The following is a 26,221-nucleotide window of genomic DNA, read 5'->3' as shown; positions in this document are numbered from 1 at the left end:
GGCGCGGCCGGGGCGGCGGGTGGGGCGGGGTGGCGTCAGCCGAGCAGGGCGGCCCAGGCGTCGGCGACGACGTCGCGGACCGACGGGTGCTCGGGCTTCCAGCCGAGCTCGCGCCGGATCCTCTCCGACGAGGCCACCAGCACGGCCGGGTCACCGGCGCGGCGCTCGCGCACGATCGCCGGGATCTCGTGGCCGGTCACCTCGCGGCAGACCGACAGCACCTCCTGGACCGAGAAGCCCGTCCCGCTGCCCAGGTTGTAGATCCTGTGCTCGCCCGGCGAGCAGGCGTCCAGCGCCAGCAGGTGGGCCCTGGCGAGGTCGGCCACGTGGATGTAGTCGCGCACGCATGTGCCGTCGGGAGTGGGGTAGTCCGTGCCGAACACGCTGACCGACTCGCGCCCGCCGAGCGCGACGGCGAGGATGTTAGGGATCAGGTGGGTCTCCACGGTGTGACGTTCGCGGTAGACCCTGCCGTCTCCCGCGGTGTAGGCGCCGCCCACGTTGAAGTAGCGCAGGCTCACCGCGGCGAGGCCGTACAGCCCGGCGAACGCGCTCAGCGCGGTGTCGACGGCGAGCTTGGACGCGCCGTAGGGGTTGGTCGGCCGGGTCGGGTCGGTCTCCTCGATCGGGGAGCGCTCCGGCTCGCCGTACGTCGCGGCGGTGGAGGAGAAGACGATCCGCCCCACCCCGGCGCCCCGCATGGCGTCGAGCAGGGCCAGGGTGCCGCCGAGGTTGTGCGCCCAGTAGAGGCCGGGCCGCTCCACGGACTCGCCGACCAGGGACTTCGCCGCGAAGTGGAGCACGGCGTCGGTGCCGACCAGCAGGTCGGCGGCATCGGTGATCGACCCCTCGACGAAGCGGGCGCCCGGCGGCACCGCGTCGGCGTGGCCGGTGGAGAGGTCGTCCAGCACGGTGACCTCGTGGCCCGCCTCGACGAGTTGCGCCGCCACGACCCCGCCGATGTATCCGGCGCCTCCGGTGACGAGCAGCTTCACGGAGCCTCCTGTTTGATGATGTTTGTACTTGTTTACTTTTGTAAGTCTATCGCCAGCATATGCTGGCACATCAAATATCGGCCACCGCCGGAACGGCCGACCGCCATGACGGAGACGATCTCGTGAACAGCGTCCTGGCGAACATCGCCCTGGTCATGCTCTTCGTACTGATCGGGGGATTCTTCGCCGCGGCGGAGATGGCCATGGTCTCCCTCAGGGAGAGCCAGGTCAGACGGCTCGACACCCAGGGCCGCAGGGGGGCGCGGGCCGCCAAGCTCGCCCGTGACCCCAACCGCTTCCTGTCCGCCGTGCAGATCGGCGTCACCGTGGCGACCATGCTCTCGGCGGCCTTCGGCGCCGACACCCTCGCCAAGGACCTCATCCCCGTGGTGACCGGCTGGGGGGTGCCGGAGGCCGTGACCGCCCCGCTCTCCCTGGTGCTGGTGACGCTGGCGATCTCGTACGCCTCGCTGGTCCTCGGCGAGCTGGCCCCCAAACGGATCGCCAGGCAGCGTGCCGAGGGGATCTCCCTGCTGGTCGCGCCGTTCCTCGACCGGATGGCCGCGCTGTCGCGGCCGATCATCTGGGCGCTGTCCAAGTCCACCGACGGGGTCGTCAAGCTGCTCGGCGGCGATCCCGACGCCGACCGCGAGGAGATCTCCACCGAGGAGCTGCGCGACATGGTGGTGGGCCACCAGGAGCTCACCGCCGACGAGCGCCACCTGATCGGGGAGGTGTTCGCGGCGGGCAAGCGGCAGCTCCGCGAGGTGATGCTGCCACGCACCGAGGTGGAGTTCATGTCCGCCGACACGCGGCTGGCCGAGGCGGCGATCCTGGCCGCCGCCATGCCGCACTCCCGTTTCCCCGTCTACCGCGACTCCTACGACGACATCGTGGGCTTCGTCCACATCCGCGACCTGCTCGACCCGGTGCTGACCGGGTCCATCGAGCCGATCAGCGAGCTGGTGCCGATCCGCCCGGTCAAGCTGGTCCCCACCAGCAAGCGGCTGATGGCCACGCTGTCGGAGATGCGCAAGGAGGGGCACCACCTCGCGATCGTGGTCGACGAGTACGGCGGCACGGCGGGCATCGTCACCCTGGAGGACCTCGTCGAGGAGCTGATCGGCGACATCCGCGACGAGCACGACGTCGCGGACGAGCACGTCGCGCTGCCCGCGGGGGAGGTCGAGCTCGACGGGCTGGCCAATCTCGACGAGGTGGCGACCGAGAGCGGGATCCGCCTCGCCGACGGCCCGTACGAGACCCTCGGCGGGTTCGTCATGTCGGAGCTCGGCCACCTTCCCGCGCTGGGGGAGCGGGTGGAGATCCCGGGGTTCGACCTGACGGTCACCGACATGGACGGGCGCAGGGTCGCCCGGGTGAGGATCAAACGGAGCACCCCGCGCCCGGAGGCGCCGTCCACTTCTGACAGCTGACGGGGCCGGTCGCGGGGGAGGCGCTTCGCGTGAACGGGATGCCGCGAGCGGAGCCCGCGGTCGGCGGGCCAACCACTCCCGGCAGCTGACAGAATTGGCTGTTATGGCCAGTCCTCGTGTCCTGTCGGGAATCCAGCCCACCGCAGACTCCTTCCACCTGGGAAACTACCTCGGTGCCATCAGGCAGTACGTCGCCATGCAGGAGGGGTACGACGCCTTCTACTGCGTCGTCGACCTGCACGCGATCACCGTGGACTACCAGCCGGAAGTGCTGCGCAGGCGCTCCAGGGTCGCCGCGGCCCAGCTCTTCGCCGCGGGTCTCGACCCCGAGCGTTCCACGGTCTTCGTGCAGAGCCACGTCCGTGAGCACACCGAGCTGGCCTGGGTGCTGATCTGCCTCACCGGCATGGGCGAGGCCGGGCGGATGACCCAGTTCAAGGACAAGGCGGCCAAGGCCGGCGAGAGCTCGGCGAGTGTCGGGCTGTTCACCTACCCGATCCTGCAGGCGGCCGACATCCTGCTCTACCAGGCCAACCGGGTGCCGGTCGGCGCTGACCAGAAGCAGCACCTGGAGCTCACCCGCGACCTCGCGCAGCGCTTCAACCACCGCTTCGGCGAGACCTTCACGCTGCCGGAGCCGCACATCGTCAAGGGGGTCGAGAAGATCACCGACCTCCAGGAGCCCACGGCGAAGATGTCGAAGTCGTCCTCCTCGCCCACCGGCATCCTGGACCTGCTGGAGCAGCCGGGGCCGCTCCGCAAGAAGATCATGCGCGCGGTCACCGACACCGGCTCCGAGGTCCTCGCCGACGACGAGAACAAGCCCGGCGTCACCAACCTGCTGCGCATCCAGTCCGCGCTGAGCGGCGTCCCGATCCCCGAGCTGGAGGCCCGCTACGCCGGGCAGGGGTACGGCACGTTCAAGAAGGACGTGGCCGAGCTCGTGGTCGACACCTTCACCCCGATCCGCGAGCGCACCGAGAAGCTGCTCGCCGACGAGGCCGAGCTCGACCGGATGCTCGCCGTCGGGGCCGCCCGGGCCCGCGCGGTGGCCGCCGAGACCATGGCCAGGGTGCGCGACCGGGTGGGGTTCCTGCCCACCTCGTGATCCTCCCTCGCACGGCCCGGACGGGATTCCCGCCCGGGCCGTGACGTTTCCCGTACGGCTGGCCGGCCGATTCCCGTACGGCTCCCGTACGGCCGGAGGAGCCGGGCCGCGACGCTTCCCGTACGGCCGGAGGATCCTTCGCGGTACGGGCTCCGGCCGTCTTCCGTCCGCTCCGTGGTCTCCCGTGCACGCACGGCTGCTTTTCCGTCGCCGTCCACGATCGGGACGGCGGTGATTGGGTAGGGGGCGCACGTGAAAAGCGTGCTGGAACGTCTCCAAGCGGCCCGTGAGCGACTCGGGAGGACGCTCGGCGTGGCCCGGATCAGGTGGCACTGGTTCGACCACCTGGTCAGGACCTTCCAGCGCTACCAGATCCAGTCCGGCGACCGGCTCGCCGGAGCGGTCAGCTACTTCGCCTTCCTGTCGTTCTTCCCGATCGTCGCGCTGGCCTTCGCGGTCTTCGGTTACTTCCTCTCCGTCAGGCCCGACGCCATCGTGACCCTGCAGGCGGCGATCAACCATTACCTGCCCGGCCTCGCCGACAAGCTGCCGATCAAGCAGATCGCCGGATCCCGGACCAGCGCCGGGATCATCGGCCTGCTCGGGCTCCTCTACGCCGGGCTCGGCGCGGTCGACGCCCTGCGCGGCGCGCTGCGCGAGATCTCCATGACGACCGAGGCGCCGCTCAACTTCGCCCTGGCCAAGCTGAGGGACCTGGCCGCGCTCGTGATCGTCGGCACGACGATGGTGGCGTCGGTGCTGGTCGCCGGTTTCGCGACCCAGGCCAGCGGGGTGGTGGCCGGATGGTTCGGCCTGTCGGGGTCACCGGTGGCCACCGTCACGATCTGGCTGGCCGGGCTCACGGTCAGCGTGCTCACCGACGTCGTCGTCTTCCTGGTCATCCTGCGCGGGCTGGGCCGCTCCAGGCAGCCCTTGCGGGTGCTGCTGCGCGGCGCCCTGCTCGGCGCGGCCGGTTTCGCCCTGCTCAAGCAGCTCGCCGCGCTGATCCTCTCGGGCACCCTGAACAACCCCGTCTACGGGGTGTTCGCCGTCGTGGTCGGCCTGCTGGTCTGGATCAACTTCTCTGCCCGGGTGATCATGTATGCCGCCGCCTGGACCGCGACCGCCTCCCTTGGGCCTCCGCCCGACCCCACCCCGGTCCCGGCCACCGCCATCCGCGCCTGAACCGCCCGCCGCCGAACAGTCCGACCCCGTACTGCCCACCTCTGAACCGCCCTGCTCCGAACCGTTCGGTGTCGCGTGAAATCCCCTCTCGGCATATCCTGCTTTCCGATATATGCTGCAAGGCATGACTCCAAGGGTGATGACGGAGCCCGCGTTCCTCATCCTCACCGCGCTGGTCGACGAGCCGTGTCACGGCTACGGCATCGTGCGGGAGGTCGAGCGGCTGTCGGGCGGGCGGGTCCAGCTCAAGGTCGGCACGCTCTACGGCGTGCTCGACCGGCTGGCGGGTGACGGGCTGGTGGCCCTCGACCGCGAGGAGGTCCAGCAGGGGCGGTTACGTCGTTACTACCGGCTCACCGACTCCGGTTCGCGGACGCTGGAGGCCGAGGCCGTCCGGCTCGCGGAGAACGCGAGGACCGCCGCCGACCGGCTCCGCGCCCGGCATGCACGGCACGGCCGGTCGACCGCCGCCGGAGGTCCCGCGTGAGGGCGAGTGGGAGGTCCCGCGCGAAGTCCTGCGTGAAAACGAGCGAGAGGTTCCGCGTGAGAGCGATCGCGAAGTCCCGCGTGAAGGCGAGGGTGAAGTTCCACGGCAGGTCCCGCGTGAAGTCCTGTGTGAGGGTGATCGGGAGAGGGGCGCGCCGGTGAGTCTGCTGGAGGATCGCTATCGCCGCTGGCTGCGCCTGCTGCCCGCCTCCTACCGCGCCGAGCGCGAGGAGGAGATGGTCTCCGTGTTCCTGGAGGGCTCGCCGGATGTCTCCGACGACGACGGGCCCCGGCCTCGCTGGTCGGAGATCGCCAGCGTCGCCGTGCTGGCGGTCCGGGTCCGTCTCGGGGGAGCGGGCCACCCGGCGCCGAGGTCCCTCGCGTGGGGAGAGACGGTCCGCCTCGTGGCCCTGCTGGGGCTGGGCCTCCAGGCGTTCCTCGGAGCCCTCGCCGCCACGAGCACCCTGCGCGCGTACGGGATGATCGGCACGGCCGAGCCTCTGATCGCCCAGATGGCCGGGCCCACGGGGTCGCCCGAGCGGCTCGCCGCCATCCTGGGAGGTCTCGCGGGCGCCCTCTGGTTCGCCCCGCTCGCGGCGCTCCTCGCCGGGCGCCCGCGCGCCGCCAGGGCGCTGGCGCTTCTCGCGCTCGTGCTGGAGGTGCCGGGCCTGATCCAGATGGTCCTGGCCGTCCTCTCCGGCCTGACCGCCTTCCCTGGCCTGCCCGTCTTCTCCGGCCTGCCCTCCTTCTCCGGCCTGACGGTCTTCCCCTGGAGTGTGCCGGCCGGCCTGCTGCCGCCCCTGGTCACGGTGCTGGCCCTGTGGGCCGGTTTCCACCGGGACGCGCGGCCCGTGCGCAGGTCGCTGTGGCTCCTGCTGCCTCCCCTCGCCGCCGGTGCCGCTCTCGTCGCGCTGTACGAGGCGATCGCGTCTCCCGCCCTCGCCGCCTGGATGTGGCCGTGGCTGGACCTTCCCGGCCAGTTGAGCGTGCTTATCCTGGGCGCGGGCGTCGCGTACGCCTGCGTGCACGCGTACGCGCCCGACCGGCGCACCCCGTCGTGGCCGCTCGCCCTGGCGATCCTGGCGATGCCGGTGCTGGGCGTCCGTCTGGCCGGGCTGAACTACGACGTCGGCATCGGCTTCGCCGACGAGACGAGCCGGATCATCACGCTCGCCATGTTCGGCCAGGCGGCCGTGCTCCTGGCCTTCGCCGCGTGGAGCGCCGTCCTGGGGCTCAGGACCCTACCGGCCGCGCCGGCCGCGCCGGCCGGGAGCCGCGAGGGACCGGCCGAGGGGTGACCGGGTCACCGGGAACGGGCGCGCCGCCGAGGGGACCAGCCGAGGGGTGACCGGGCAGGGAACGGGCGGGCCGCCGGGGAGCCGTCCACCCGGTCCGGTCCGGAGCGGGCGGGCGGTACCCCGTACCCCCACCCGTGCCCGGAGCGGACGCCCCGGGCGCGGCGCGGATCACCGTGGCCGGTGGGAGCGCCTGCGCAGGCCGTACGCCAGCCAGGCCAGGCCGCCGAGCAGGGCGGCGCCGAGGGCGTAGTAGCCGATCGGGACGCCCTCGTCGGCGGGTCTGGAGGCCGCGGCCGGGTCCTGCGCGGAGACGGGGGCCGGAGCGGCGGGGGGCGCCGAGGCGGCGGGTCCGGTGGGCAGCGGGGCGGGCTCGGGGACCGGGTCGACGAGCGTTCCGACCGAGGTGACCTTGTCGCGGTTGGCGAAGCCCCAGTCGAGCAGGTCGGCGACCTCCTCCCAGAAGTAGCCGTCATGACGCATGATCGACACGATGACGGTGTGGCCGTTGCGCTTGGCCGCGCCGACGAAGCTGCCCAGGGCCTTGGACGTCCAGCCGTTCTTGACGCCGATCATGCCCTTGTAGCGCCAGAGCAGCTTGTTGTGGTTGCCGATCTCGTAGTAGCCCTTGGGAGCCGGAAACTTATCGGTCTTTGTGCTGATATATCGCCGAAAGTCGGCGTTGGCCAGACCGGCGCGGGCGATCAGCGCCAGGTCGTAGGCGGAGCTGCTCTGGCCCGGCTTGTCCAGCCCGCTCGGGGTCTTGGCCACCGTGTCGAACGCCTGCAGGCGCTTGGCCTCGGCGTTCATGTCCGACAGGGTCGTGGCCAGGCCGCCGTTGGCCTCGGCCAGCGCCATCGCGCAGTCGTTGCCCGAGACGAGCATCAGCGCCTTGAACAGGTCCTCGACGGTGTAGATGGGCTTGGGGACCAGGCCGACCGCGCTGCCCTCCTCGTTCACGGCGCGCCTGCTCGGCGTGATCTTCCGGTCCTTGTCCAGCTTCGGGATCAGGGTGAGGGCGGTCAGCGCCTTCAGCGTGCTCGCGGGAAGGTAGCGCCCGTGGGCGTCCTTGGCGGCCAGCACCTCACCGCTCTCGGCGTCGGCGATCACGTACGACTTCGCGGCCGTCTTGGGAGGGGCCTTCACACCGGCGGGGACGACGAGGCCCCGCCCCCCGAGCCGGGAGCCGCCGACCGGCTCGCGCTCGCGGCGCGCGCCCGGACCCTCCGCCGAACCGGTGCCCGTGCGCGAGCCCGGCGCGTCGGCACCCGCGCGTGGAGCCGCCGCACCGGCGCCCGTAAGCGAATCCGGCACACCTGCGCCCGTACGCGAATCCGCCGAACCGACACCTGTGCGCAGGTCAGGACGGCCGGTCGTGGGCGCGTCCGCGACCCGGGCCTGTGCGGGCGCGCCGAGGAGGGCGGTCGCCGCGAGCAGCACCCCGACGGGCGCGACGTGTTTGATCCCCATGATGATCTCAGGGTAGCTTCGTACCGGTTCGCATGGAGTTACAGGTGCCCTGACCAGGTACGAACCACTCGGCGGAATACTGACCTCATGCAAATAACGCGAAAGATGGCCGCTTTTCTGATCGGCCTTGCCGCTTTCATGATCTTCGAATGGATCACCCTTGGCTTCAATCTCGCGGACGGTCATCCAACGGCCTTCTACGTGGTCCACGGAATCCTGATCGCCGTCAACCTCGTGCTGGCGGTCGTGCTCGGCGCGATCGCCCTACGCGGTCTTGCGAAGCGTGACCAGCGTCCTCCGGTGTAGTTCGGCGGCCTCCTCCGCGGAGTCGCCGATGCTGGTGAACCCGAGCTTGCCGTACTTGGGGATCCCGCCCAGCATGTGCAGCACGTTCCCGGTGCGGCTCTCGCGGTCGAAGCCGAGGCCTCCGTCGTTGACCAGCTTGACCACCTCACCGGGAGTGCGGCCCCGCAGGGCGGGCGAGGCGCAGTTGTCCGTCGCCACGTAGTGCTTCGGCCGGCCCGCGTGCACGAGCATGCCGGTCTCCGGGTCGTACGACGCGCCGGTGGTCAGGATCGCGGCGCCGAACGGGTGGGTGGTGCCGCCGATGCGCAGGTTGATCTCGCACATCAGCGTGCGGTAGCCGCCGTCGGTCTTGACGGCGAAGAAGTCGATCCCGAACAGCCCCACCACGCCGCGGCCCGCGAGGATCCTGGCGATCCGCTCGGCGTGCGCGCCCAGCTCGGCCCGGTACTCCTGCCGGGCGGGGAAGGTGCAGCCCTGGTAGACGTCGCCGTTGGGGCCGCCGAGGATCTGCTCGTGGGTGGCGACCACGTCGTACGAGCCGCCGGGGGTGATCCGCGCCAGCGCGCTGGGGGAGTACAGCGGCCGGTCCTCGATGAACTCCTCGATCACCGCTCCCCGCTCGGCGACCTTCTCGGCGAACGTCGTCCAGCTCTCGTCCGACGCGGAGAAGCTCGTGGGGCAGGAGGAGAGCGGCCGGTCGTCCTTGGTCACGATGGCGTTGCCGAGTCCCGAGTAGCTGTTGTTGAGCTTCACCATCAGCTTGCTCGTGGGACCCAGCGCGCGAGCGGCGTGCTCCACCTCGATCAGCGAGCGAAGGTCGCCGAAGCCCCTGACCAGCGGCACCCCGGCCTCGCCGCCGATCGTGCGCCCGCCGCTCTTGGAGCCCAGGTGGGCCAGGGAGGTGGCGGGGCCGTACACCGGCAGGGAGAGCACCCCGGCGAGGCGCTCCTCGTACTCGCTCACCACGAACGGCACCATCCAGGCGGCCCTGCCGCTGCCGCCGCCGTTCCCATCGTCCTCGGTGCCGGAGGCGGTGTCGCCCTCCCGGTGGCCGCCGATGGCGGCGCGGATGCGCGCGATCACGTCCGGGCGGCGCAGCAGCGCCTCGGTGAGCGGGTGCGTGTCGGGATCATCCAAACTGATCATTTGCAGGCGCGTGCGAGCCTCGTCGGGATCGTCGAGGAAGCTCAGGTAGTAGTCCACGACCGCGCTGTCCACCGGCGTCGAGGTGAGGTAGACGACCTCGACGTTCGGCTTCCTCAGGGTGAGGAGGAGGAACAGCAGCCGCTCCTCGTAGCTAAGGGGGCCGGTGATCCTGCGCAGCTCATCCTGGGGAAGCGACAACGAGGGAAGGACCACCAGGGTGCCCTCGTCCGGTTCAAATATGCTCAAACGCGACTGCCTCTCCCCGAATGGGATGTTAGTGATCATGTGAGGAGTTAAACACGCATTATTCCTGTTTACATCACTCCGCCGGGTTCGATGACCGGCACCTGAGGTCACGTAAATTGCCAGGTCGGCGACGTTTGGAAATGGCCCGGGGGCTACCGCCTCCCGCGGAGGCCGTCCCTCGCCCTGACCATCGTCTCATAGTCAATTTGGGCTATCTTTCCTGGTCCTCCCGGGTCAGAAGGTGTACGAGTGGGGCACGGGGTGACAAAACATTTGGCCTGGATGTCGGCGAGGGGCTGGGGGGGAGGGATAAAGTCGTTGTCATCGCCAACGCGACGGCTTCCCCGGGTCACCGGCCTGCCGTTTTCGCGTCGGCGACCGACCAGTCCGTGCTGATGCGGCCCGTGAGACCCCACTCCGGCCCGTCGGTGCGGCGATCGCTTTTTTTCGAGACTGCCTCATGGGTTTCGCGATCCTGGGCAGTGGCACGGTGCGTCGAGGATCCAGGCCCGCCGGCGCGGATGGGACGGTGAGCAATGCGGGGGCGTAATTTGCGGGGAGAGCTCGACACGTTCCTCGCGGGCCGCGAGCAGGAGCTGATCAACTTCCGCCGGGACCTGCACATGCATCCCGAGCTCGCGTTCGCCGAATACCGCACGACGCAGCGCGTCGCCGAGCGCCTCACCGCCGCGGGACTGGTCCCCTCGATACTGCCGCGCGGCACCGGCCTGCTCTGCGACGTCGGCAGCGGCGACGGCCCGACCGTGGCGCTGCGGGCCGACATCGACGCGCTGCCCGTGCCGGACGAGAAGGACGTCTCCTACAGCTCGACGGTCCCCGGCGTGTGTCACGCCTGCGGCCACGACGTGCACACCGCGATCCTGCTCGGCACCTCGCTCTTCCTCGCCCAGCAGGCCGAGGCCGGCCTGCTGCCCGGCCGGGTCCGGCTGATCTTCCAGCCCGCAGAGGAGCTTCCCGGCGGCGCGCTGGAGGTGATGGCCTCGGGCGGCATCAGCGGCGTCGACCGCATCTTCGGCCTGCACTGCGACCCCCGGCTGGACGTCGGCAAGGTCGGCCTCAAGGCCGGCCCCATCACCTCGGCCTGCGACAAGGTCACGATCAGGGTGAGCGGCCCCGGCGGGCACACCGCCAGGCCGCACCTCACCGCCGACCTCGTCTTCGCGCTCGCCAAGATCCTCACCGAGCTGCCCGCCGCGCTCTCGCGCCGGGTCGACCCCCGCTCCTCGCTCAGCCTGGTCTGGGGCCGGGTCGAGGCGGGCTCGGTGGCCAACGCCATCCCGGACGACGGCGTCGCCGAGGGCACCGTCCGCTGCCTGGACGAGGCCGCCTGGCACGCGGCCCCCGACATGATCAAGTCGCTGCTGGAGTCGGTCGCCGGCGCGTACGGCGTCGAGGCGGAGATGGACTACGTGCGCGGCGTGCCGCCGGTGGTCAACGACAAGATCAGCGTGCAGATGCTGGCCGAGGCCGCGGAGGGCGTGCTCGGCGAGGGCGCTCCCGTGCCGACGGAGCAGAGCCTGGGCGGCGAGGACTTCGGCTGGTACCTGGAGTCCATTCCCGGCGCGTTCGCCAGGCTCGGCACCCGCGAGCCGGGGTCGGCGCACCTGGCCGACATCCACCAGGGCACCTTCGACGTGGACGAGAGCGCCATCGGCGCAGGGGTGCGTTTCCTCGCGGCGACCGCGCTGACGGCCCTCTGGGAGGGGCAGCGTCCCGTCGCGGGCGAGGCGCTCATGGCCGTGAACGCCGACAACTAGCCGCGAACGTCGACAGCCAGCGATGACCGGGAAAGCCGACGACCACCCGTAAGCGTCGATGACCAGCGATGACCGGGAAAGCCGACAACCACCCGTGAACGCCGACGACCAGCGATGACCGGGAAAGCCGACGACCACCCGTGAACGCCGGCGACTAGCGATGACCGGGAAAGCCGACAACTGGCGCGTCCTGACATCTAGTCAGCTGAAAAGTCCGGACATATCCTGAGGAACCGGTCGACGGCCTCCGAAAATGATCGTCGACCACCGCACAGGTGTACCAATGCCAGGCTGTGGCGGCCCTCCGGGGCTACCGGCGAGTAGTCCCGCCCCGCTCCCTGGGTCACAAGGTGGCGTGAGCTGGATAACGGACCTGTTGCGGACTTGTGTGCTGGTTTGGTCAACCCTGATGGACCAACTATCTTCCGTGCAGGGTTGCCGTGCGTCTCTTCGCGCGTGCACTGAAACGCGAAGGGAGTCCATCTTGCTTCAGAACCGATTCGGCAAGCTGGCCGCGACCGCACTGGCGGGCAGCATGCTCATGGGAGCTGCCGCGTGTGGTGGAAGCGAGGAACCGACCACGTCGGCTGCGCCGAGCGGGGCCGCCAGCAGTGCGGCGCCGGCCGCGACGGGACCGAAGGTCGGTCTCGCGTACGACATCGGCGGGCGTGGTGACCAGTCGTTCAACGACTCCGCGGCGGCGGGCCTCGACAAGGCCAAGGCCGAGCTGGGCCTGACCGAGGTCAGCGAGCTGGAGGCCGGTAACGGCGAGACCGAGGCGGCCAAGGAGGAGCGGCTCCGCCTGCTCGCCGACGGCGGCTTCAACCCGATCATCGCCGTGGGCTTCGCGTACTCCAACCCGGTCAAGAAGGTCGCGACCGAATTCCCCGACGTCAAGTTCGCGATCGTCGACGACGCGGCGGCCGCCGCGCCCAACATCTCGAACCTGCTCTTCGCCGAGCAGGAGGGTTCCTTCCTGGTCGGCGCCGCGGCGGCGCTGAAGAGCAAGAAGAACCACGTGGGCTTCGTCGGCGGCGTCCAGGTGCCGCTGATCAACAAGTTCGAGGCCGGGTTCGTCGCGGGCGCCAAGGCGGTCAAGTCGGACGTGAAGATCGAGGTCAAGTACCTCACCCAGCCGCCGGACTTCACCGGCTTCAGCGACCCGGCCAAGGGCAAGACCGCGGCCGAGGGCATGTTCGACGCGGGCGCCGACGTGGTCTACCAGGCCGCGGGCGGCTCCGGTGGCGGCGTGTTCGAGGCGGCCAAGGCGGCCAAGGGTCTCGCCATCGGCGTCGACTCCGACCAGGCGAAGACCGCCGCCCCCGAGCTGCAGGGCGTCATCATGAGCTCCATGATCAAGAAGGTCGACGTCGCCGTCTTCGACTTCCTGAAGGGCTTCACCACCAACTCGGTGAAGTCGGGCAGCACGGTCTACGACCTCAAGGCCGACGGTGTCGACTACTCCACCACCGGTGGCCAGGTCGACGACATCAAGACCAAGCTCGACGAGTACAAGCAGAAGATCATCTCCGGCGAGATCACCGTTCCGGACAAGACCTCCTAACCTGGTACAAATATGGGGCCCGGCGGACATTTCCCCCGGGCCCTTTGTCCTACTCTGACCACCACGTTCCGTATCGGGGCCATCCGTACGGAGGAGGCCGTCATCAGCACCTCGGCACCGGCCGTCGAGCTTGAGGGGATCACGAAAAGATTCCCCGGCGTCGTCGCCAACCGTGACATCTCCCTTTCCGTACGACAGGGGCACGTGCACGCCATCGTCGGCGAGAACGGCGCGGGCAAGTCCACCCTCATGAAGATCCTGTACGGCATGCAGCGCCCGGACGAGGGGCACATCCGCGTCAACGGCGAGGACGTGAGCTTCCGCTCTCCCGCGGAGGCGATCGCCGTGGGCATCGGCATGGTCCATCAGCACTTCATGCTGGCCGACAACCTGACCGTGCTGGAGAACGTGATCCTCGGCAGCGAGCCCCGCAAGGGCGGGGTCGCCCTCGACTTCGGCACCGCGCGCAGGAGGATCCGGGAGATCTCCGACTCGTACGGCCTCGGCATCGACCCCGACGTCACCGTCGAGGACCTGGGCGTCGGCGCCCGCCAGCGGGTGGAGATCCTGAAGGTCCTCTACCGGGGCGCCCGGATCCTCATCCTGGACGAGCCGACCGCGGTGCTCGTGCCGCAGGAGGTCAAAGAGCTCTTCGTCAACCTGCGCGAGCTGGTCCGCGAGGGTCTGACGATCATCTTCATCTCGCACAAGCTGGACGAGGTGCTCCTGGTCGCCGACGCCATCACCGTCATCCGGCGCGGCACGACCGTGGCCAGCGTGGATCCCAGGGACGTGACCGCCAGGCAGCTGGCCGAGCTGATGGTCGGCAGCGAGCTGCCCAGCCCGGAGACCCGCGAGTCCACCGTCACCGACGTGGTGGCGCTGTCGGTGCGCGACCTGACCGTCTACTCGGCCGAGGACCGTCGCGTCGTGGACGACGTCACCTTCGACATCCGCAAGGGCGAGGTGCTCGGCATCGCCGGGGTCGAGGGCAACGGGCAGGCCGAGCTGGTCGAGGCCATCATGGGCATGCGCGCCGCCGAGGGCGAGATCCACCTCGGCGAGCACGACATCTCCGCCTGGACGACGCTGCGCCGCCGCGAGGCCGGGATCGGCTACATCCCCGAGGACCGCCACCGCCACGGCCTGCTGCTTGAGGCCCCGCTCTGGGAGAACCGGATCCTCGGCCACCAGACCCGGCGGCCCAATGTCAAAGGTCCCTGGATCGACCGCGCGGGAGCGCGCGAGGACACCCGGCGCATCGTCGAGGCGTACGACGTCCGGACCCCGGGCATCGACGTGGACGCCGCGGCCCTGTCCGGCGGCAACCAGCAGAAACTGATCGTCGGCCGGGAGATGAGCGGGGAGCCCGTCTTCCTGATCGCGTCCCACCCGACGCGCGGCGTCGACGTGGGCGCCCAGGCCGCGATCTGGGACCACCTGCGCGCGGCGCGCGCCGCGGGCCTCGCGGTCCTGCTGATCTCGGCCGACCTCGACGAGCTCATCGGCCTGTCGGACACCCTGAAGGTGATCCTGCGCGGCCGGATCGTCGCCGAGGTGGATCCCAAGGACGTGACACCCGAGCAGCTCGGTTCGGCCATGACGGGTGCTGGAGAGGCGGCATGAACACCCACGTAGCGCACACGCCCTCGGGGACGCGCGGATGAGCCAGGAAAAATCCACCTTCACCGACCGGCTGCTCGGACGGGTCTCGCCGACGGGGCTGCTCTCGCTCGCCGCCCCGCTCGTCGCCATCGTGTTCGCCGCGCTGATCACCATGGTCATCCTGACGATCATCGGCGCCCCGCCGATCGACACGCTGGTCAGCATGGGCGAGTACGCCATCCGGCCGCGCTCGATCGTGCTCACCCTGAACGCCGCGACGTACTTCTACCTGTCCGCGCTCGCGGTGGCGATCGGGTTCAGGATGAACCTCTTCAACATCGGCGTCGACGGCCAGTACCGCCTGGCGGCGCTCACCGCAGCGGCCGTCGGCGGCGCGGTCACCCTGCCCGCCCCGCTGCACGTCGCGCTGATCATGTTCGTCGCGGTGCTGGTCGGCGCCGGATGGGCCTCGATCGCCGCGCTGCTCAAGGTACGGCGGGGGGTGAGCGAGGTCATCTCCACGATCATGCTGAACGCCATCGCCACCTCGCTCGGCGCCTGGCTGCTCAACAAGGAACGCCTCGCGGTCGAGGTCGCGGGCAGCAACAACATCGGCACCAGCCCGATCGGTCCCTCCGGCCAGGTGCCCGGTCTGGCGATCGTCTCCGGCACCCAGACGAAGGTGTTCGGCCTGATCATCCTGTCGGTCGTGATGGGTGTCCTCTACCACGTGGTGATCAACCGGACCCGCTTCGGCTTCGACCTGCGCGCCACCGGCCGCTCGGAGACGGCCGCGGTGGCGAGCGGCGTCAACGTCAAGCGGATGATCCTCATCTCGATGGTCCTGTCCGGCGGGATGGCGGGCCTGGTCGGCATGCCGCAGCTGCTCGGCGCCTCCTACAGCTACAGCCTGGACTTCCCCCCCGGCCTCGGCTTCGTCGGCATCGCGATCGCGCTGCTCGGCCGCAACCACCCGGTCGGCATCGCGTTCGGCGCCCTGCTGTGGGCCTTCCTCGACACCTCCGGGGGCATCCTGCAGATCCAGAAGATCTCCCCGGACATCGTCACCATCATGCAGGGCACGATCGTGCTCTCGGTGATCATCGCCTACGAGCTGGTGCACCGCTACCAGATCTCCGCCGAGCAGCGCCGGGTGAGCCGCCAGCTGGCGAGCCCCACCCCGACCAGGGAAGGAACGCCGGCATGAGCCAGGGCGCCCTCGCCACCCCGGAGGCTCCCTTCCTGGAGCCGAAGACCCCCGCCCGCAGGTTCAGGCTCACCTGGCGGGTCCTGCTGCTCGCCCTCGGCGCGCTCGTCCTGCTGCTCTCGTTCACGCGGACCGTCACCGGCGCCGTCGACCTCACCTCCGCGGGCGCGATCAACGCCTCCATCGCGCTCGCCATCCCCATCGGCCTCGCCGCCCTCGGCGGCCTGTGGGCCGAGCGGGCCGGGGTGGTCAACATCGGCCTCGAAGGCATGATGATCATGGGTACCTGGTGCGGCGCCTGGGGCGCGCTCCAGTTCGGCAACCCGTGGGCCGGAGTCCTCGCGGGCGCGATCGGCGGGGCCCTGGGCGGCCTGCTGCACGCGATCGCCACCGTGACGTTCGGCGTCGACCACATCATCTCCGGTGTCGCGATCACCATCCTGGGCCAGGGCGTCACCCAGTTCCTGTCCAAGGTCACCTTCGCCGAGATGCCGGGCGGCGGCGACTCCCAGTCGCCTCCCGTGCCCAAGCCCGGTGTGGTGAGCGTGCCGTGGATCGGTGACCCGCTCAGGACGCTGGAGGCCAAGCAGTGGTTCCTGCTGTCGGACGTGGCGGGCATCCTGCGCGGCCTGACCACGAACGTCTCGCTGCTGACGATCCTGGCGATCCTGCTCATCCCGCTCTCGTACTACGTGCTGTGGCGTACGGCGTTCGGCCTGCGCCTGCGCTCCTGCGGGGAGAGCCCGGTGGCCGCGGAGTCGCTGGGCGTCAACGTCTACACCTACAAGTACATCGCGGTGCTCATCTCCGGTGCCCTGGCGGGCATCGGCGGCGCGTTCCTCGCGCAGGTGGCCGCCAGCGCCTACCGCGAGGGACAGACCGGCGGGCGCGGCTTCATCGGCCTCGCCGCGATGATCTTCGGTAACTGGCGGCCGGGAGGGCTGGCCGGCGGAGCCCTGCTGTTCGGCTACACCGACGCGCTCCAGCTGCGCAGGGGCGGCGAGTCGGTGCACGCGCTGCTGCTCGTGGTGACGATCCTGCTCGCCGCGGTCGCGGTGTACCAGCTCGTACGGCAGAACCGGGCGCGGGCCGCGCTGATCACCGGGGTCGCGACGGTCGCCGTGTTCGTGGTGTTCGCGCTGACCGACTCCATCCCCTCGGAGTTCACCTCGGTCACCCCGCACATCACCACGCTGCTGGTGCTGTCGCTGGCGGCGCAGCGGCTCCGCGCACCGGCCGCCGTCGGCGTGCCGTACCGCAGGGGACAGGGCAAGTGAACCATCACGCGGCACCTCACGAGCGGATCTGATTCGATGAGCGGTGAGACGGGCAGTGAGACTGGCAGCGGGACAGGCGCCGAGACGGGCGGCGGGATGAGCACCGAGACGGGCACCGGAGCGGACATCGACTGGGCGGCGTTGAAGGCCGAGGCCGTGCGGGCCATGGGCCACGCCTACGCCCCCTACTCCAAGTTTCCCGTCGGCGCCGCCGCGCTGGTGGACGACGGGCGGATCGTGTCCGGCTGCAACGTCGAGAACGCCTCCTACGGCCTCGGGCTGTGCGCCGAGTGCGGCCTGGTGTCCTCGCTGCGGGCCACGGGCGGCGGCCGTCTCGTCGCGTTCACCTGCGTCGACGGGCACGAGGAGCTCCTCATGCCGTGCGGCAGGTGCCGCCAGCTTCTGTACGAGTTCGGCGGCCCCGAGTTGCTGCTGGAGACCATCGACGGCCCGAAGCCGATGGCGGAGATCCTCCCCTACGCCTTCGGGCCCGACGACCTGAGCCGGGGGGCCTGAGCATGGACGCCATCGACGTCATCGTCACCAAGAGGGACGGCGGGGAGCTGTCGGCGGAGCAGATCGACTGGGTGATCGACGCCTACACCAAGGGTGTCGTCGCCGACGAGCAGATGTCCGCGCTCGCGATGGCGATCCTGCTCAACGGCATGAACCGGCGGGAGATCGCCGAATGGACCCAGGCCATGATCCGCTCCGGGTCCAGGATGGACTGGTCGTCGCTGCCGGGGGCCACCACCGACAAGCACTCCACCGGCGGCGTCGGTGACAAGATCACGCTGCCGCTGGCGCCGCTGGTCGCCGCGTGCGGGGGGTACGTGCCCCAGCTGTCCGGCAGGGGACTCGGCCACACCGGCGGCACCCTGGACAAGCTGGAGTCCATCCCCGGCTGGCAGGCGTCCCTGTCCAGCGGCGGGATGCTCGACGTGCTCGGCAAGGCCGGAGCGGTCATCTGCGCGGCCGGAGACGGCCTCGCCCCCGCCGACAAGAAGCTGTACGCGCTCCGCGACGTCACCGGCACCGTCGAGGCGATCCCGCTGATCGCCTCCTCGATCATGTCGAAGAAGATCGCGGAGGGCACCGGCGCGCTCGTCCTGGACGTCAAGGTCGGTTCCGGGGCCTTCATGAAGACCGTGGAGCAGGCCCGCGAGCTGGCCACGACCATGGTCGAGCTCGGCACCGACGCCGGGGTCAACACGGTCGCGCTGCTGACCGCGATGGACCGGCCGCTGGGCCGGGCCGTGGGCAACGCCCTGGAGGTCACCGAGTCGGTCGAGGTGCTCGCCGGAGGCGGGCCCGCCGACGTGGTCGAGCTGACCGTGCGGCTGGCGCGGGAGATGCTCCGGGCGGCGGGCCTGTCCGGGGGCAAGGATCCCGAGCGCGCCCTCGCGGACGGTTCGGCGATGGACGCCTGGCGCCGGATGATCGCCGCCCAGGGCGGCGACCCCGACGCCCTGTTGCCCAGGGCCGCCGAGACGATGGAGATCACCGTGCCCTCGTCGGGCGTGCTGTCCAGGCTCGACGCGTACGGCGTGGGCCTGGCGGCCTGGCGGCTCGGCGCGGGCCGGGCGCGCAAGGAGGACCCGGTGTCGTTCGGCGCGGGCATCGTGCTGCACGCCAAGCCGGGGGACCTGGTCCGCGCGGGGCAGCCGCTGATGACGCTGCACGCCGACGAGACCGTGCGCTTCGAGCGGGCGCTCGCCGCCCTGGAAGGCGCCTACACCGTCGGCGAGACCGCTGGCCCGGACCTGCTGCCCCTGGTGATCGACCGCGTCACCGCCTGACGTCGGCGCCTTCCCGATTCGACCCGATCTGACCCGGTTCGGTCTGGTCGTTTCGCGGTCGGGGACGCTCTCCTGACGCGTTCGGCGGGTCCGGGACGCTCGCCTGGTCCGCCTTCCGATGTGTCTCGCGGGCGGGACGCCCTCCCGGTTCGCCTCTCGATGTGCTCAGCGGGCCGGGACGCCGGCCCGGTCCGCCTCACGGGCCGGTGAGCCGAAGATCTCGCAGATCACGGCGCGGTGGGTGGGCAGGGCGGTCGCGTGGCGCTCGCGGCCGTCCTCGGTGATGCCGACGAAGATGCCGCGCCGGTCGTCCTCGCAGATGCGGCGGGTCACCAGGCCCGCCTTCTCCAGGCGGGCGATCAGCCGGGAGCAGGCGCTCTGGCTCAGATGGACCGCGTCGGCGATCTCCTGAACCCGGTATTTGCCCTGGCCGCCCTCGACCATCCGCTCCAGGACCTCGAACTCGCTCATGCCGAGCCGGTGTCGTTCGGAGAGTTCGCGTTCCAGCGCGCAGGCGGTCGTGGCGTGCTTGGCGAGCACCTCACGCCACGCGTGGACCGGGTCCTCCTCGTTCATGCCGCGGATCGTACCATGCGTGAACATTAAATGCACAGGAATTAAATGCTTTTGCATTAGATGTGCTTGCATGTATTGTCGGACGACATGACCCCTTCACCGACCTCGACGGCTCCTCCTGATCCGTCGGTCGCATCTGTTTCGCCTGCTCCCTCCGCCGCGCCCGTTTCTCCGGCACCGCCGGTGGCGCCCGTCGCGCCGCCCGGCGAGCGCTGGGGCGCGGGCCTGTGGGCCGCGCTCACCGTGCTCTGCGCCGTGATCTTCCTCGACGCGCTCGACGTCTCGATGGTGGGAGTCGCCCTGCCGTCCATCCAGGCGGACCTGGGGCTGTCCACGTCCTCCCTGCAGTGGGTCGTCAGCGGCTACGTGCTCGGCTACGGCGGGCTGCTCCTCCTCGGCGGCCGGACCGCCGACCTGCTCGGGCGTCGCAGGGTCTTCCTGGTCGCCCTCGCGGTCTTCGCCGTGGCCTCGCTCCTCGGCGGCCTCGTCAACGACGGCACGCTCCTGATCGCGGCCCGCTTCGTCAAGGGCGTCAGCGCGGCCTTCACCGCGCCCGCCGCGCTCTCCATCATCACCACGACCTTCGCCGAGGGACCTGCCCGCAACAGGGCTCTCAGCGTCTTCACCGCCTCAGGCGCCAGCGGGTTCTCCCTGGGCCTGGTCATCTCCGGATTCCTGACCGAGCTCGGCTGGCGCTGGACGTTCCTCATGCCGGTCCCCGTCGCGATCATCGCGCTGGTCGCGGCCCTGAGGTTCCTTCCCAAGCAGCGGGAGGAGCGCGCCGAGGGCGGTCACGACCTCATCGGCGCCGTCACGATCACCGGTTCCATGCTGCTGCTCGTCTACGCCGTGGTGGAGGCGCCCGGCGCGGGCTGGGGCTCGCCGCGCACGATCGCCTCGCTGCTGGGAGCCGCCCTGCTGCTGGCCGTCTTCGTCCTCACCGAACAGCGCGTCAAGCACCCGCTGGTACGCCTCGGCATCCTGCGCTCCGGCCCCATCGTCCGCGCGAACCTGGGACTCGTGATCCTGTTCGGCTCCTACGTCGGGTTCCAGTTCGTCGCCATGCAGTACTTCCAGAACTTCCTGCGCTGGTCGGCCCTGGAGACCGCGCTCGCCTTCCTGCCCGCCGGACTCCTGGTGGCGGTGACCTCCACCAGGATGGGCAAGCTGGCCGACCGGTTCGGCACCGCCAGGCTGATCGTGATCGGCTCGGCGGCCCTCGCCGCCGGGTACGCGTTCTTCCTCCGGATCAACGGCGAGCCCAGCCTGGCAACGCTGATCATCCCCGGCATGGTCCTGCTGGGCATCGCGTTCGCCCTGTCCTTCCCCTCGTTGAACATCCAGGCCACCAACGGGGTGGCCGACGACGAGCAGGGCCTGGCCTCGGGGCTGCTCAACACCTCGGGGCAGGTCGGCGGGGCGGTCGTGCTGGCCGTCGTGACGGCGGTCCTCACCTCGGGTACGGGGGCCGACCCCATCGGCACCTTCCGTGCCGCGATCACGGTCTCGGGGATCCTCGCCGTGGTCGGCCTGCTGGTCGCCCTCACCGGCCTCCGCGCCCGCCGCGCGCCCGCCGAGGGGGAGGGGGCGAAGGTGCCGGAGACCGTCTAGGGCGGGTCGGCTTCAGCGGGCACCACTCGCGCCCCCGTCCCACACGGGGACAGGGACGGGGGCGCGAATCCCCGCACTCCCCACGGCCCTCTCCGCCGCGACTCGCGGCCCTCCCCGCCACGACCCGGGTGCTTGACTCCCCCCTCGGCGAGGTGTCACGATCCGGCCAGGGCGCACGCGGACGGCCGGGGGTGAACCTCTCCGGAGACCTGAGCATCTAACGGGGCAGGAGGCTCACATGAACCGCACCCTCGTTTCCCTCGCGCTCCTCTCCCCGTTCCTGCTGGCGGTCGGCTGTGGCTCGGCCACACAGACCGCGACCCCGTCCTCGGCGCCCCCAGCGTCCCCGGCGGATCCGGTGACGACCACACCGTCCCCCACGCCCCCCGCGCCCTCCACTCCCTCCGCCGTCGCGGCCGGGCTGCTTCCGCCGACGAGCACCAGGGAGGTCAAGGTCGACCGTGCCGTCGACACCCAGCCGACCGTCACCGGAGCCCGGTTCGGGAAGCACAAGGGGTTCGACCGGGTGGTGATCGACATCAAGGGCGACCTGCCCGGCTACACCGCGCGGTGGGTGCCAAAGCTCGTCCAGGACGGCTCGGGAGATCAGGTCGACGTCAAGGGCGGGGCCTACCTGCAGCTGACGATCACCCCGGCCGTCGCGCACACCGAGGCGGGCAAACCCACCTGGACAGGCGGGCCGATCTTCCAGACCAAGCTGGGCAACGTCCAGAACGTGGTCAGGACGGGCGACTTCGAGGGCGTGGTGAGCGTGGGCGTCGTCCTCGACCGCAAGGCGCCGTTCCGGGTGCTGGAGCAGAGGAACCCGTACCGGCTGGTCGTCGACATCGCGCACTGACCGCGTACCGAGGTCACGTACCGAAGGCGCAGGGGGCGGAGAGGCGTCACGGCTTGAGACCGGTGACAGACTGGTCCGATGGTACGCAAAATCGATAGCGCGACACGGATTCCCGTTCCGGGGGGCAAGACGATCGACGAATACGTCGGTCTGGCCAACACCGGTGACGCCGGGATCTCGATCGCGCACATGAAGGCCCCGGCCGGGTGGGACGAGCCCGCCCAGACACCGGAGTTCACCGAGTACACGCTGGTACTCAAGGGCACCGTCATCGTGGAGCACGACGGAGGCGCCACCGAGGTCGGCGTGGGGCAGGTGTTCGTGTGCGAGCCGGGGGAGCGGATCCGCTACAGCTCCGGCCCCGACGGTGCCGAGTACGTCGCCGTCTGCCTGCCCGCCTTCTCCCCGGAGACCGTCAACCGCGACGACGAGTGACGGAACGGCGCGTGACAGGACGGCGCGTGACGGAACGGCGAGTCACGGCCTGCGACGACCGGTGACGGCTCGTCGCGCGCCGATCCCGGCGTCTCCGTGCCGGGATCGGCGCGACGTCCCCCGGGAGGGGACACCCGTGTGAACATCCCGAGGCCGGGCCGTGGCGGCGTCTCCGCGCGGGCCGGCCGGTCAGGCTACTGACGGTAAGGTTGCGAAATGAGTCAGCTACCCACTTTCGAGCAGATCCGCCTGGCTCCGAAGGTGTTGCTCCACGATCATCTCGACGGTGGCCTGCGGCCGGAGACCATCATCGACCTGGCCCGCGAGACGGGCTACGACAGGCTGCCCGCGACCGAGACGGAGAGCCTGCGCGCCTGGTTCAGGGAGTCCGCCGACTCCGGCTCGCTGGAGCGCTACCTGGAGACCTTCGATCACACGGTCGGCGTCATGCAGACGCGCGAGGCGCTGGTCAGGGTCGCCGCCGAGTGCGCGGAGGACCTGGCGGACGACGGCGTCGTCTACGCCGAGGTGCGTTACGCGCCCGAGCAGCACACCTCCGCGGGCCTGAGCCTCGAAGAGGTCATCGAGGCCGTGCAGGAGGGCTTCAGCACCGGTTCCGCGGGCCGTGGCATCCGGGTGGGCACGCTGCTCACCGCGATGCGCCACCAGGCCAGGTCCATGGAGATCGCCGAACTCGCGGTCCGCTACCGCGACGCCGGGGTGGCCGGGTTCGACATCGCCGGAGCGGAGGCGGGCTACCCTCCCACCCGCCACCTGGACGCCTTCGAATACCTCCAGCGGGAGAACGCCCACTTCACCATCCACGCGGGCGAGGCGTTCGGCCTGCCGTCGATCTGGCAGGCGATCCAGTGGTGCGGCGCCGACCGGCTCGGTCACGGCGTACGGATCATCGACGACATCGCCGTCCAGGACGACGGGGAGCCCAAGCTGGGCCGTCTGGCGGCCTACGTCCGGGACAAGCGCATCCCGCTGGAGATGTGCCCGACTTCCAACCTGCAGACCGGCGCGGCGGCCTCCATCGCCGAGCACCCGATCGGCCTGCTGCGCCGCCTGAACTTCCGGGTCACGGTCAACACCGACAACCGGCTGATGAGCGGTACGTCCGTCTCCGAGGAGTTCGCCAAGTTGTCGGAGGCGTTCGGCTACGGCTGGGACGACATGCTGTGGTTCACCGTCAACGCCATGAAGTCCGCGTTCCTGCCGTTCGACGAGCGCCTGTCGCTCATCAACGGTGTCATCAAGCCCGGTTTCGCGCGCCTCAAGTGGCAGGCGTAGGCGTGAACGGGCTCGTACGAGTGAAGTGAGCCTTTTCCGATGAAGCAGGTGTTCCGCTCCACCCTCGCGACGGTCGTCGGCTGGGTCTGGATGGCCTTCGCCGCGTTCAACGCGGTCGATCTGATCGTCCGCTACAGCGGGCAGGCGTCGATGGTCGCCGCGGCGGTGCTGGGGGCGCTGACCGCGCTGGTCCTCGTCACCTGCCTGCGCCCGGCGGTCATCCTGTCCGAGGAGGGCGTCCTGGTCCGCAACCCGCTGAGGAACGCCTTCGTGGCCTGGCGGGACGTGGACGAGGTCACGGTCTCCCACTCGGTCACGATCGTCTCCGGTGCTGAGAAGGTCCGCTGCTGGGTGCCGCAGGCCTCGGCCAGGGAGCGGGCGGCGGCGGCGCGCAGGGGGCGGCCCACGTCCGCGCGGGGCCGTTTCAGGACCGAGCCGGTCCGCCCGAAGGGCGAGCAGGCCGCGGCCGAGGCGCTGGCGGGAAAGACCCACGCCGACTGGGTGGCCGAGCAGATCACCGAACGCGCGGAAGCCGCCAGGCGCGCGGCCGCGCTGGCCGAGACCAGGAAGGCGTCCGGGACTTCGGCGACGGCCGACGCTTCAGCGGTGACCGGGGCTTCGGCGGTGACCGGGGCGGAGCCCGAGGCCGGAACCGCTACCGGCACCGGTACGGGAAGCGACACCGGTACGGGAACCGACGCCGGGGCGGTGACCGGCGGGCTCAAGGTGACCTGGGCGCCGAGTGCCCTGGCGGCATTCGCGGTGACGGTCCTGCTGGTGGTCGCCGCCTTCCTCGTCTGAGTCTGACAGCCGACGGTTTCCGGCCTGACGGTCAGAGGCCGAGCGCCTCGGTCAGGTCGGCCTTCAGGGCGTCGAGATCCCGTACGGCCCGCGCACGGGCGGCGGAGACCTCGCCGGTCACCGGGACCACGACCTCCAGGTAGCACTTGAGCTTGGGCTCGGTACCCGAGGGGCGGACGACGACCCGGGCGCCCCCGGCCAGGTGGTAGCGGAGGCCGTCGGTGGGCGGCAGCCCGCCCGCGCCGAGGCTCAGGTCGTCGGCCGTCTCGACCTCGCGACCGCCGAGCCGCGCGGGCGGCGTGGCCCGCAGGCGGGCCATCGCCCCGGTGATCAGCGACAGGTCGGCCACCCGGAACGACAGCTGGGACGTGGCGTGCAGGCCGTGACGGCGTGCCAGGTCGTCCAGGAGGTCGAGCAGGCCGCGCCCCTCCAGCTTGGCCCGCGCGGCGATCCCGGCCACGACCAGCGCCGCACCGATGCCGTCCTTGTCGTGCACGGGCAGCCCCAGGTCGGATCCGACGCTGTAGCCCAGCGCCTCCTCGTACCCGAACAGCAGGCCCGCACCGGCCTTCATGATCCACTTGAAGCCGGTCAGGGTCTCGGCGTAGCGCACCCCGTACCCGGCCGCGATCTTGCCGAGCAGGGACGAGGACACGATGGTGGTCGCCACCAGACGGCCGTCGCCCGAGGTCCGCCGGATCACGTGCTCGCCCAGCAGGGCGCCCACCTCGTCGCCGGTCAGCATCCGGTAGCCGCCGCCGGGCAGTGGCACGCCCACCGCGCAGCGGTCCGCGTCGGGGTCGTTGGCCAGGATCAGATCGGCGCCGACCCGTTCCGCGAGCTCCAGCGCGAGGTCCATCGCGCCGGGCTCCTCCGGGTTGGGGAAGGCGACGGTGGGGAAGTCGGGGTCGGGCTCGGCCTGCGCCCCGACGGTCGCGGGCGCGTCGAACCCGGCGGCGACGAAGGCCCTGGCCAGGGTGTCGCCGCCCACGCCGTGCAGCGGGGTGTACGCCACCCGCAGCTCGCGTGCGTCGCCGATCGGGAGCGCGGTCACCGCCTCCAGGTAGGCGGCCACGACGCCGTCGTCCAGCTCGTTCCAGGAGGGGTCACCGGGGGAGCCGAGGGGCAGCTCGGAGACCGGCCCCGTCGCGTCGATGGCGGCGGAGATCTCCGCGTCCACCGGTGGCACGATCTGGGAGCCGTCGCCCCAGTAGACCTTGTAGCCGTTGTCGCGGGGCGGGTTGTGGCTGGCGGTGACGGTCACGCCCGCGTCGGCGCCGAGGTGGCGGACGGCGAAGGCCAGCACGGGGGTGGGCAGCGGCCCGGGGAGGACCGAGGCGCGCAGCCCGGCCCCGGTGAGCACGGCCGCGGTGTCGCGGGCGAAGGCGTCCGACTTGTGCCGGGCGTCGTAGCCGATCACGACATGCCTGCCGGGACCGAGGACGCGGGCCAGCCCGGCCGCGGCGCGCATGACCGTCACCCGGTTCATCCGGTTGGGCCCGGCGCCCAGCTCGCCCCGGAGCCCGGCGGTGCCGAACTCCAGCCTGGACCCGAACCGCTCGCGCAGCGCGTCGCCGTCGCCGCTCTCCAGCAGCTTCGCCAGCTCGGCGCGCGTGTCGGGGTCGGGGTCCTGGGCCAGCCAGGAACGGGCGAGCCCTGCGAGATCGCTGCTCATCGTCACCTCTCGGGGCGGGGGCCCGTCCGCTCGCCGGGCCCGCCTCCTGTTGATCCCTTTGATCC

General features: G+C 70.8%; 23 protein-coding genes. 18 read left to right on the top strand and 5 right to left on the bottom strand.

Annotation, left to right across the window (positions count from 1 at the left end; translation table 11 throughout):
- Positions 1-35 precede the first annotated feature (35 nt).
- Entirely contained in the window at positions 36-995 is a 960-nt protein-coding gene (gene galE, locus ACSC1Q_RS38950; protein WP_436763757.1) for a UDP-glucose 4-epimerase GalE, read from the bottom strand.
- A gap of 122 nt (positions 996-1,117) precedes the next feature.
- On the opposite strand from galE, the gene ACSC1Q_RS38945 reads away from it, so the two are divergent.
- The 5 genes from ACSC1Q_RS38945 to ACSC1Q_RS38925 all read left to right on the top strand — a co-directional run bounded on the left by ACSC1Q_RS38945 (position 1,118) and on the right by ACSC1Q_RS38925 (position 6,508).
- Positions 1,118-2,431, top strand: a complete 1,314-nt coding sequence (locus ACSC1Q_RS38945) for a hemolysin family protein (protein WP_436763756.1) — start codon at positions 1,118-1,120, stop codon at positions 2,429-2,431.
- Positions 2,432-2,534: 103 nt separating this feature from the next.
- Complete coding sequence (gene trpS / locus ACSC1Q_RS38940; RefSeq protein WP_436763755.1) at positions 2,535-3,539, top strand: tryptophan--tRNA ligase; 1,005 nt, start codon at positions 2,535-2,537, stop codon at positions 3,537-3,539.
- Positions 3,540-3,851: 312 nt separating this feature from the next.
- Positions 3,852-4,724, top strand: a complete 873-nt coding sequence (locus ACSC1Q_RS38935) for a YihY/virulence factor BrkB family protein (RefSeq protein WP_436763754.1) — start codon at positions 3,852-3,854, stop codon at positions 4,722-4,724.
- Between the two features lie 124 nt (positions 4,725-4,848).
- Complete coding sequence (locus ACSC1Q_RS38930) at positions 4,849-5,211, top strand: PadR family transcriptional regulator (protein ID WP_436763753.1); 363 nt, start codon at positions 4,849-4,851, stop codon at positions 5,209-5,211.
- A 157-nt stretch (positions 5,212-5,368) separates the two neighbouring features.
- Positions 5,369-6,508, top strand: a complete 1,140-nt coding sequence (locus ACSC1Q_RS38925; protein ID WP_436763752.1) for a hypothetical protein — start codon at positions 5,369-5,371, stop codon at positions 6,506-6,508.
- Between the two features lie 168 nt (positions 6,509-6,676).
- Here ACSC1Q_RS38925 and ACSC1Q_RS38920 read toward each other — a convergent pair whose 3' ends face one another.
- A complete protein-coding gene (locus ACSC1Q_RS38920) occupies positions 6,677-7,975 on the bottom strand; it encodes a D-alanyl-D-alanine carboxypeptidase family protein (RefSeq protein WP_436763751.1) in 1,299 nt (432 codons plus the stop codon).
- Positions 7,976-8,080: 105 nt separating this feature from the next.
- Between ACSC1Q_RS38920 and ACSC1Q_RS38915 the strand changes: the two genes are divergently transcribed.
- Positions 8,081-8,281 carry an SCO4848 family membrane protein gene (locus ACSC1Q_RS38915; protein ID WP_436763750.1) on the top strand — a complete coding sequence of 67 codons (201 nt, stop codon included), beginning with the start codon at positions 8,081-8,083 and terminating at the stop codon, positions 8,279-8,281.
- Here ACSC1Q_RS38915 and ACSC1Q_RS38910 read toward each other — a convergent pair.
- Positions 8,240-9,673, bottom strand: a complete 1,434-nt coding sequence (locus ACSC1Q_RS38910) for a peptide ligase PGM1-related protein (RefSeq protein ID WP_436763749.1) — start codon at positions 9,671-9,673, stop codon at positions 8,240-8,242. The genes ACSC1Q_RS38915 and ACSC1Q_RS38910 overlap by 42 nt on opposite strands.
- Before the next feature lie 536 nt (positions 9,674-10,209).
- Between ACSC1Q_RS38910 and ACSC1Q_RS38905 the strand changes: the two genes are divergently transcribed.
- The 7 genes from ACSC1Q_RS38905 (at position 10,210) to ACSC1Q_RS38875 (ending at position 18,903) form a co-directional block, all read left to right on the top strand.
- Positions 10,210-11,451 carry a M20 family metallopeptidase gene (locus tag ACSC1Q_RS38905; RefSeq protein WP_436763748.1) on the top strand — a complete coding sequence of 414 codons (1,242 nt, stop codon included), beginning with the start codon at positions 10,210-10,212 and terminating at the stop codon, positions 11,449-11,451.
- A gap of 484 nt (positions 11,452-11,935) precedes the next feature.
- A complete protein-coding gene (locus ACSC1Q_RS38900; RefSeq protein ID WP_436763747.1) occupies positions 11,936-13,015 on the top strand; it encodes a BMP family lipoprotein in 1,080 nt (359 codons plus the stop codon).
- Positions 13,016-13,027: 12 nt separating this feature from the next.
- Positions 13,028-14,641, top strand: coding sequence for an ABC transporter ATP-binding protein (locus ACSC1Q_RS38895; RefSeq protein WP_436763746.1), 1,614 nt, complete (start codon positions 13,028-13,030; stop codon positions 14,639-14,641).
- A 37-nt stretch (positions 14,642-14,678) separates the two neighbouring features.
- Positions 14,679-15,827: an ABC transporter permease gene (locus tag ACSC1Q_RS38890; RefSeq protein WP_436763745.1), complete on the top strand. Its 1,149-nt coding sequence runs from the start codon at positions 14,679-14,681 to the stop codon at positions 15,825-15,827.
- Positions 15,824-17,104 (top strand): ABC transporter permease, encoded by a 1,281-nt coding sequence (locus tag ACSC1Q_RS38885; protein ID WP_436763744.1) that lies wholly within the window; start codon positions 15,824-15,826, stop codon positions 17,102-17,104. Before ACSC1Q_RS38890 ends, ACSC1Q_RS38885 begins: the two co-directional genes overlap by 4 nt.
- 96 nt (positions 17,105-17,200) lie before the next feature.
- Positions 17,201-17,620, top strand: coding sequence for a cytidine deaminase (locus ACSC1Q_RS38880; protein WP_436763743.1), 420 nt, complete (start codon positions 17,201-17,203; stop codon positions 17,618-17,620).
- A 2-nt stretch (positions 17,621-17,622) separates the two neighbouring features.
- Complete coding sequence (locus ACSC1Q_RS38875; protein ID WP_436763742.1) at positions 17,623-18,903, top strand: thymidine phosphorylase; 1,281 nt, start codon at positions 17,623-17,625, stop codon at positions 18,901-18,903.
- Between the two features lie 165 nt (positions 18,904-19,068).
- Here ACSC1Q_RS38875 and ACSC1Q_RS38870 read toward each other — a convergent pair whose 3' ends face one another.
- A complete protein-coding gene (locus ACSC1Q_RS38870) occupies positions 19,069-19,479 on the bottom strand; it encodes a MarR family winged helix-turn-helix transcriptional regulator (RefSeq protein WP_436763741.1) in 411 nt (136 codons plus the stop codon).
- An 87-nt stretch (positions 19,480-19,566) separates the two neighbouring features.
- On the opposite strand from ACSC1Q_RS38870, the gene ACSC1Q_RS38865 reads away from it, so the two are divergent.
- From ACSC1Q_RS38865 to ACSC1Q_RS38845, 5 genes are all read left to right on the top strand, one after another.
- Positions 19,567-21,090: an MFS transporter gene (locus ACSC1Q_RS38865; RefSeq protein ID WP_436763740.1), complete on the top strand. Its 1,524-nt coding sequence runs from the start codon at positions 19,567-19,569 to the stop codon at positions 21,088-21,090.
- A 238-nt stretch (positions 21,091-21,328) separates the two neighbouring features.
- Positions 21,329-21,949 carry an AMIN-like domain-containing (lipo)protein gene (locus ACSC1Q_RS38860; RefSeq protein ID WP_436763739.1) on the top strand — a complete coding sequence of 207 codons (621 nt, stop codon included), beginning with the start codon at positions 21,329-21,331 and terminating at the stop codon, positions 21,947-21,949.
- A gap of 78 nt (positions 21,950-22,027) precedes the next feature.
- Positions 22,028-22,384, top strand: coding sequence for a cupin domain-containing protein (locus ACSC1Q_RS38855; protein WP_436763738.1), 357 nt, complete (start codon positions 22,028-22,030; stop codon positions 22,382-22,384).
- 216 nt (positions 22,385-22,600) lie between these two features.
- Positions 22,601-23,680 (top strand): adenosine deaminase, encoded by a 1,080-nt coding sequence (locus ACSC1Q_RS38850; protein ID WP_436763737.1) that lies wholly within the window; start codon positions 22,601-22,603, stop codon positions 23,678-23,680.
- Between the two features lie 39 nt (positions 23,681-23,719).
- Complete coding sequence (locus ACSC1Q_RS38845) at positions 23,720-24,481, top strand: hypothetical protein (RefSeq protein WP_436763736.1); 762 nt, start codon at positions 23,720-23,722, stop codon at positions 24,479-24,481.
- A 31-nt stretch (positions 24,482-24,512) separates the two neighbouring features.
- Here ACSC1Q_RS38845 and ACSC1Q_RS38840 read toward each other — a convergent pair whose 3' ends face one another.
- The gene (locus ACSC1Q_RS38840) at positions 24,513-26,156 is read right to left on the bottom strand and encodes a phospho-sugar mutase (RefSeq protein ID WP_436763735.1); all 1,644 of its coding nucleotides are present in this window, start codon (positions 26,154-26,156) and stop codon (positions 24,513-24,515) included.
- Between the last annotated feature and the right edge of the window lie 65 nt (positions 26,157-26,221).

Origin of the sequence: Streptosporangium heterodermiicola, assembly GCF_051390675.1 — a bacterium.
Taxonomy (GTDB): Bacteria; Actinomycetota; Actinomycetes; order Streptosporangiales; family Streptosporangiaceae; genus Streptosporangium.
The sequence above is the reverse complement of the archived record's forward strand: the minus strand, read 5'-3'. Positions and strand labels throughout refer to the sequence as shown.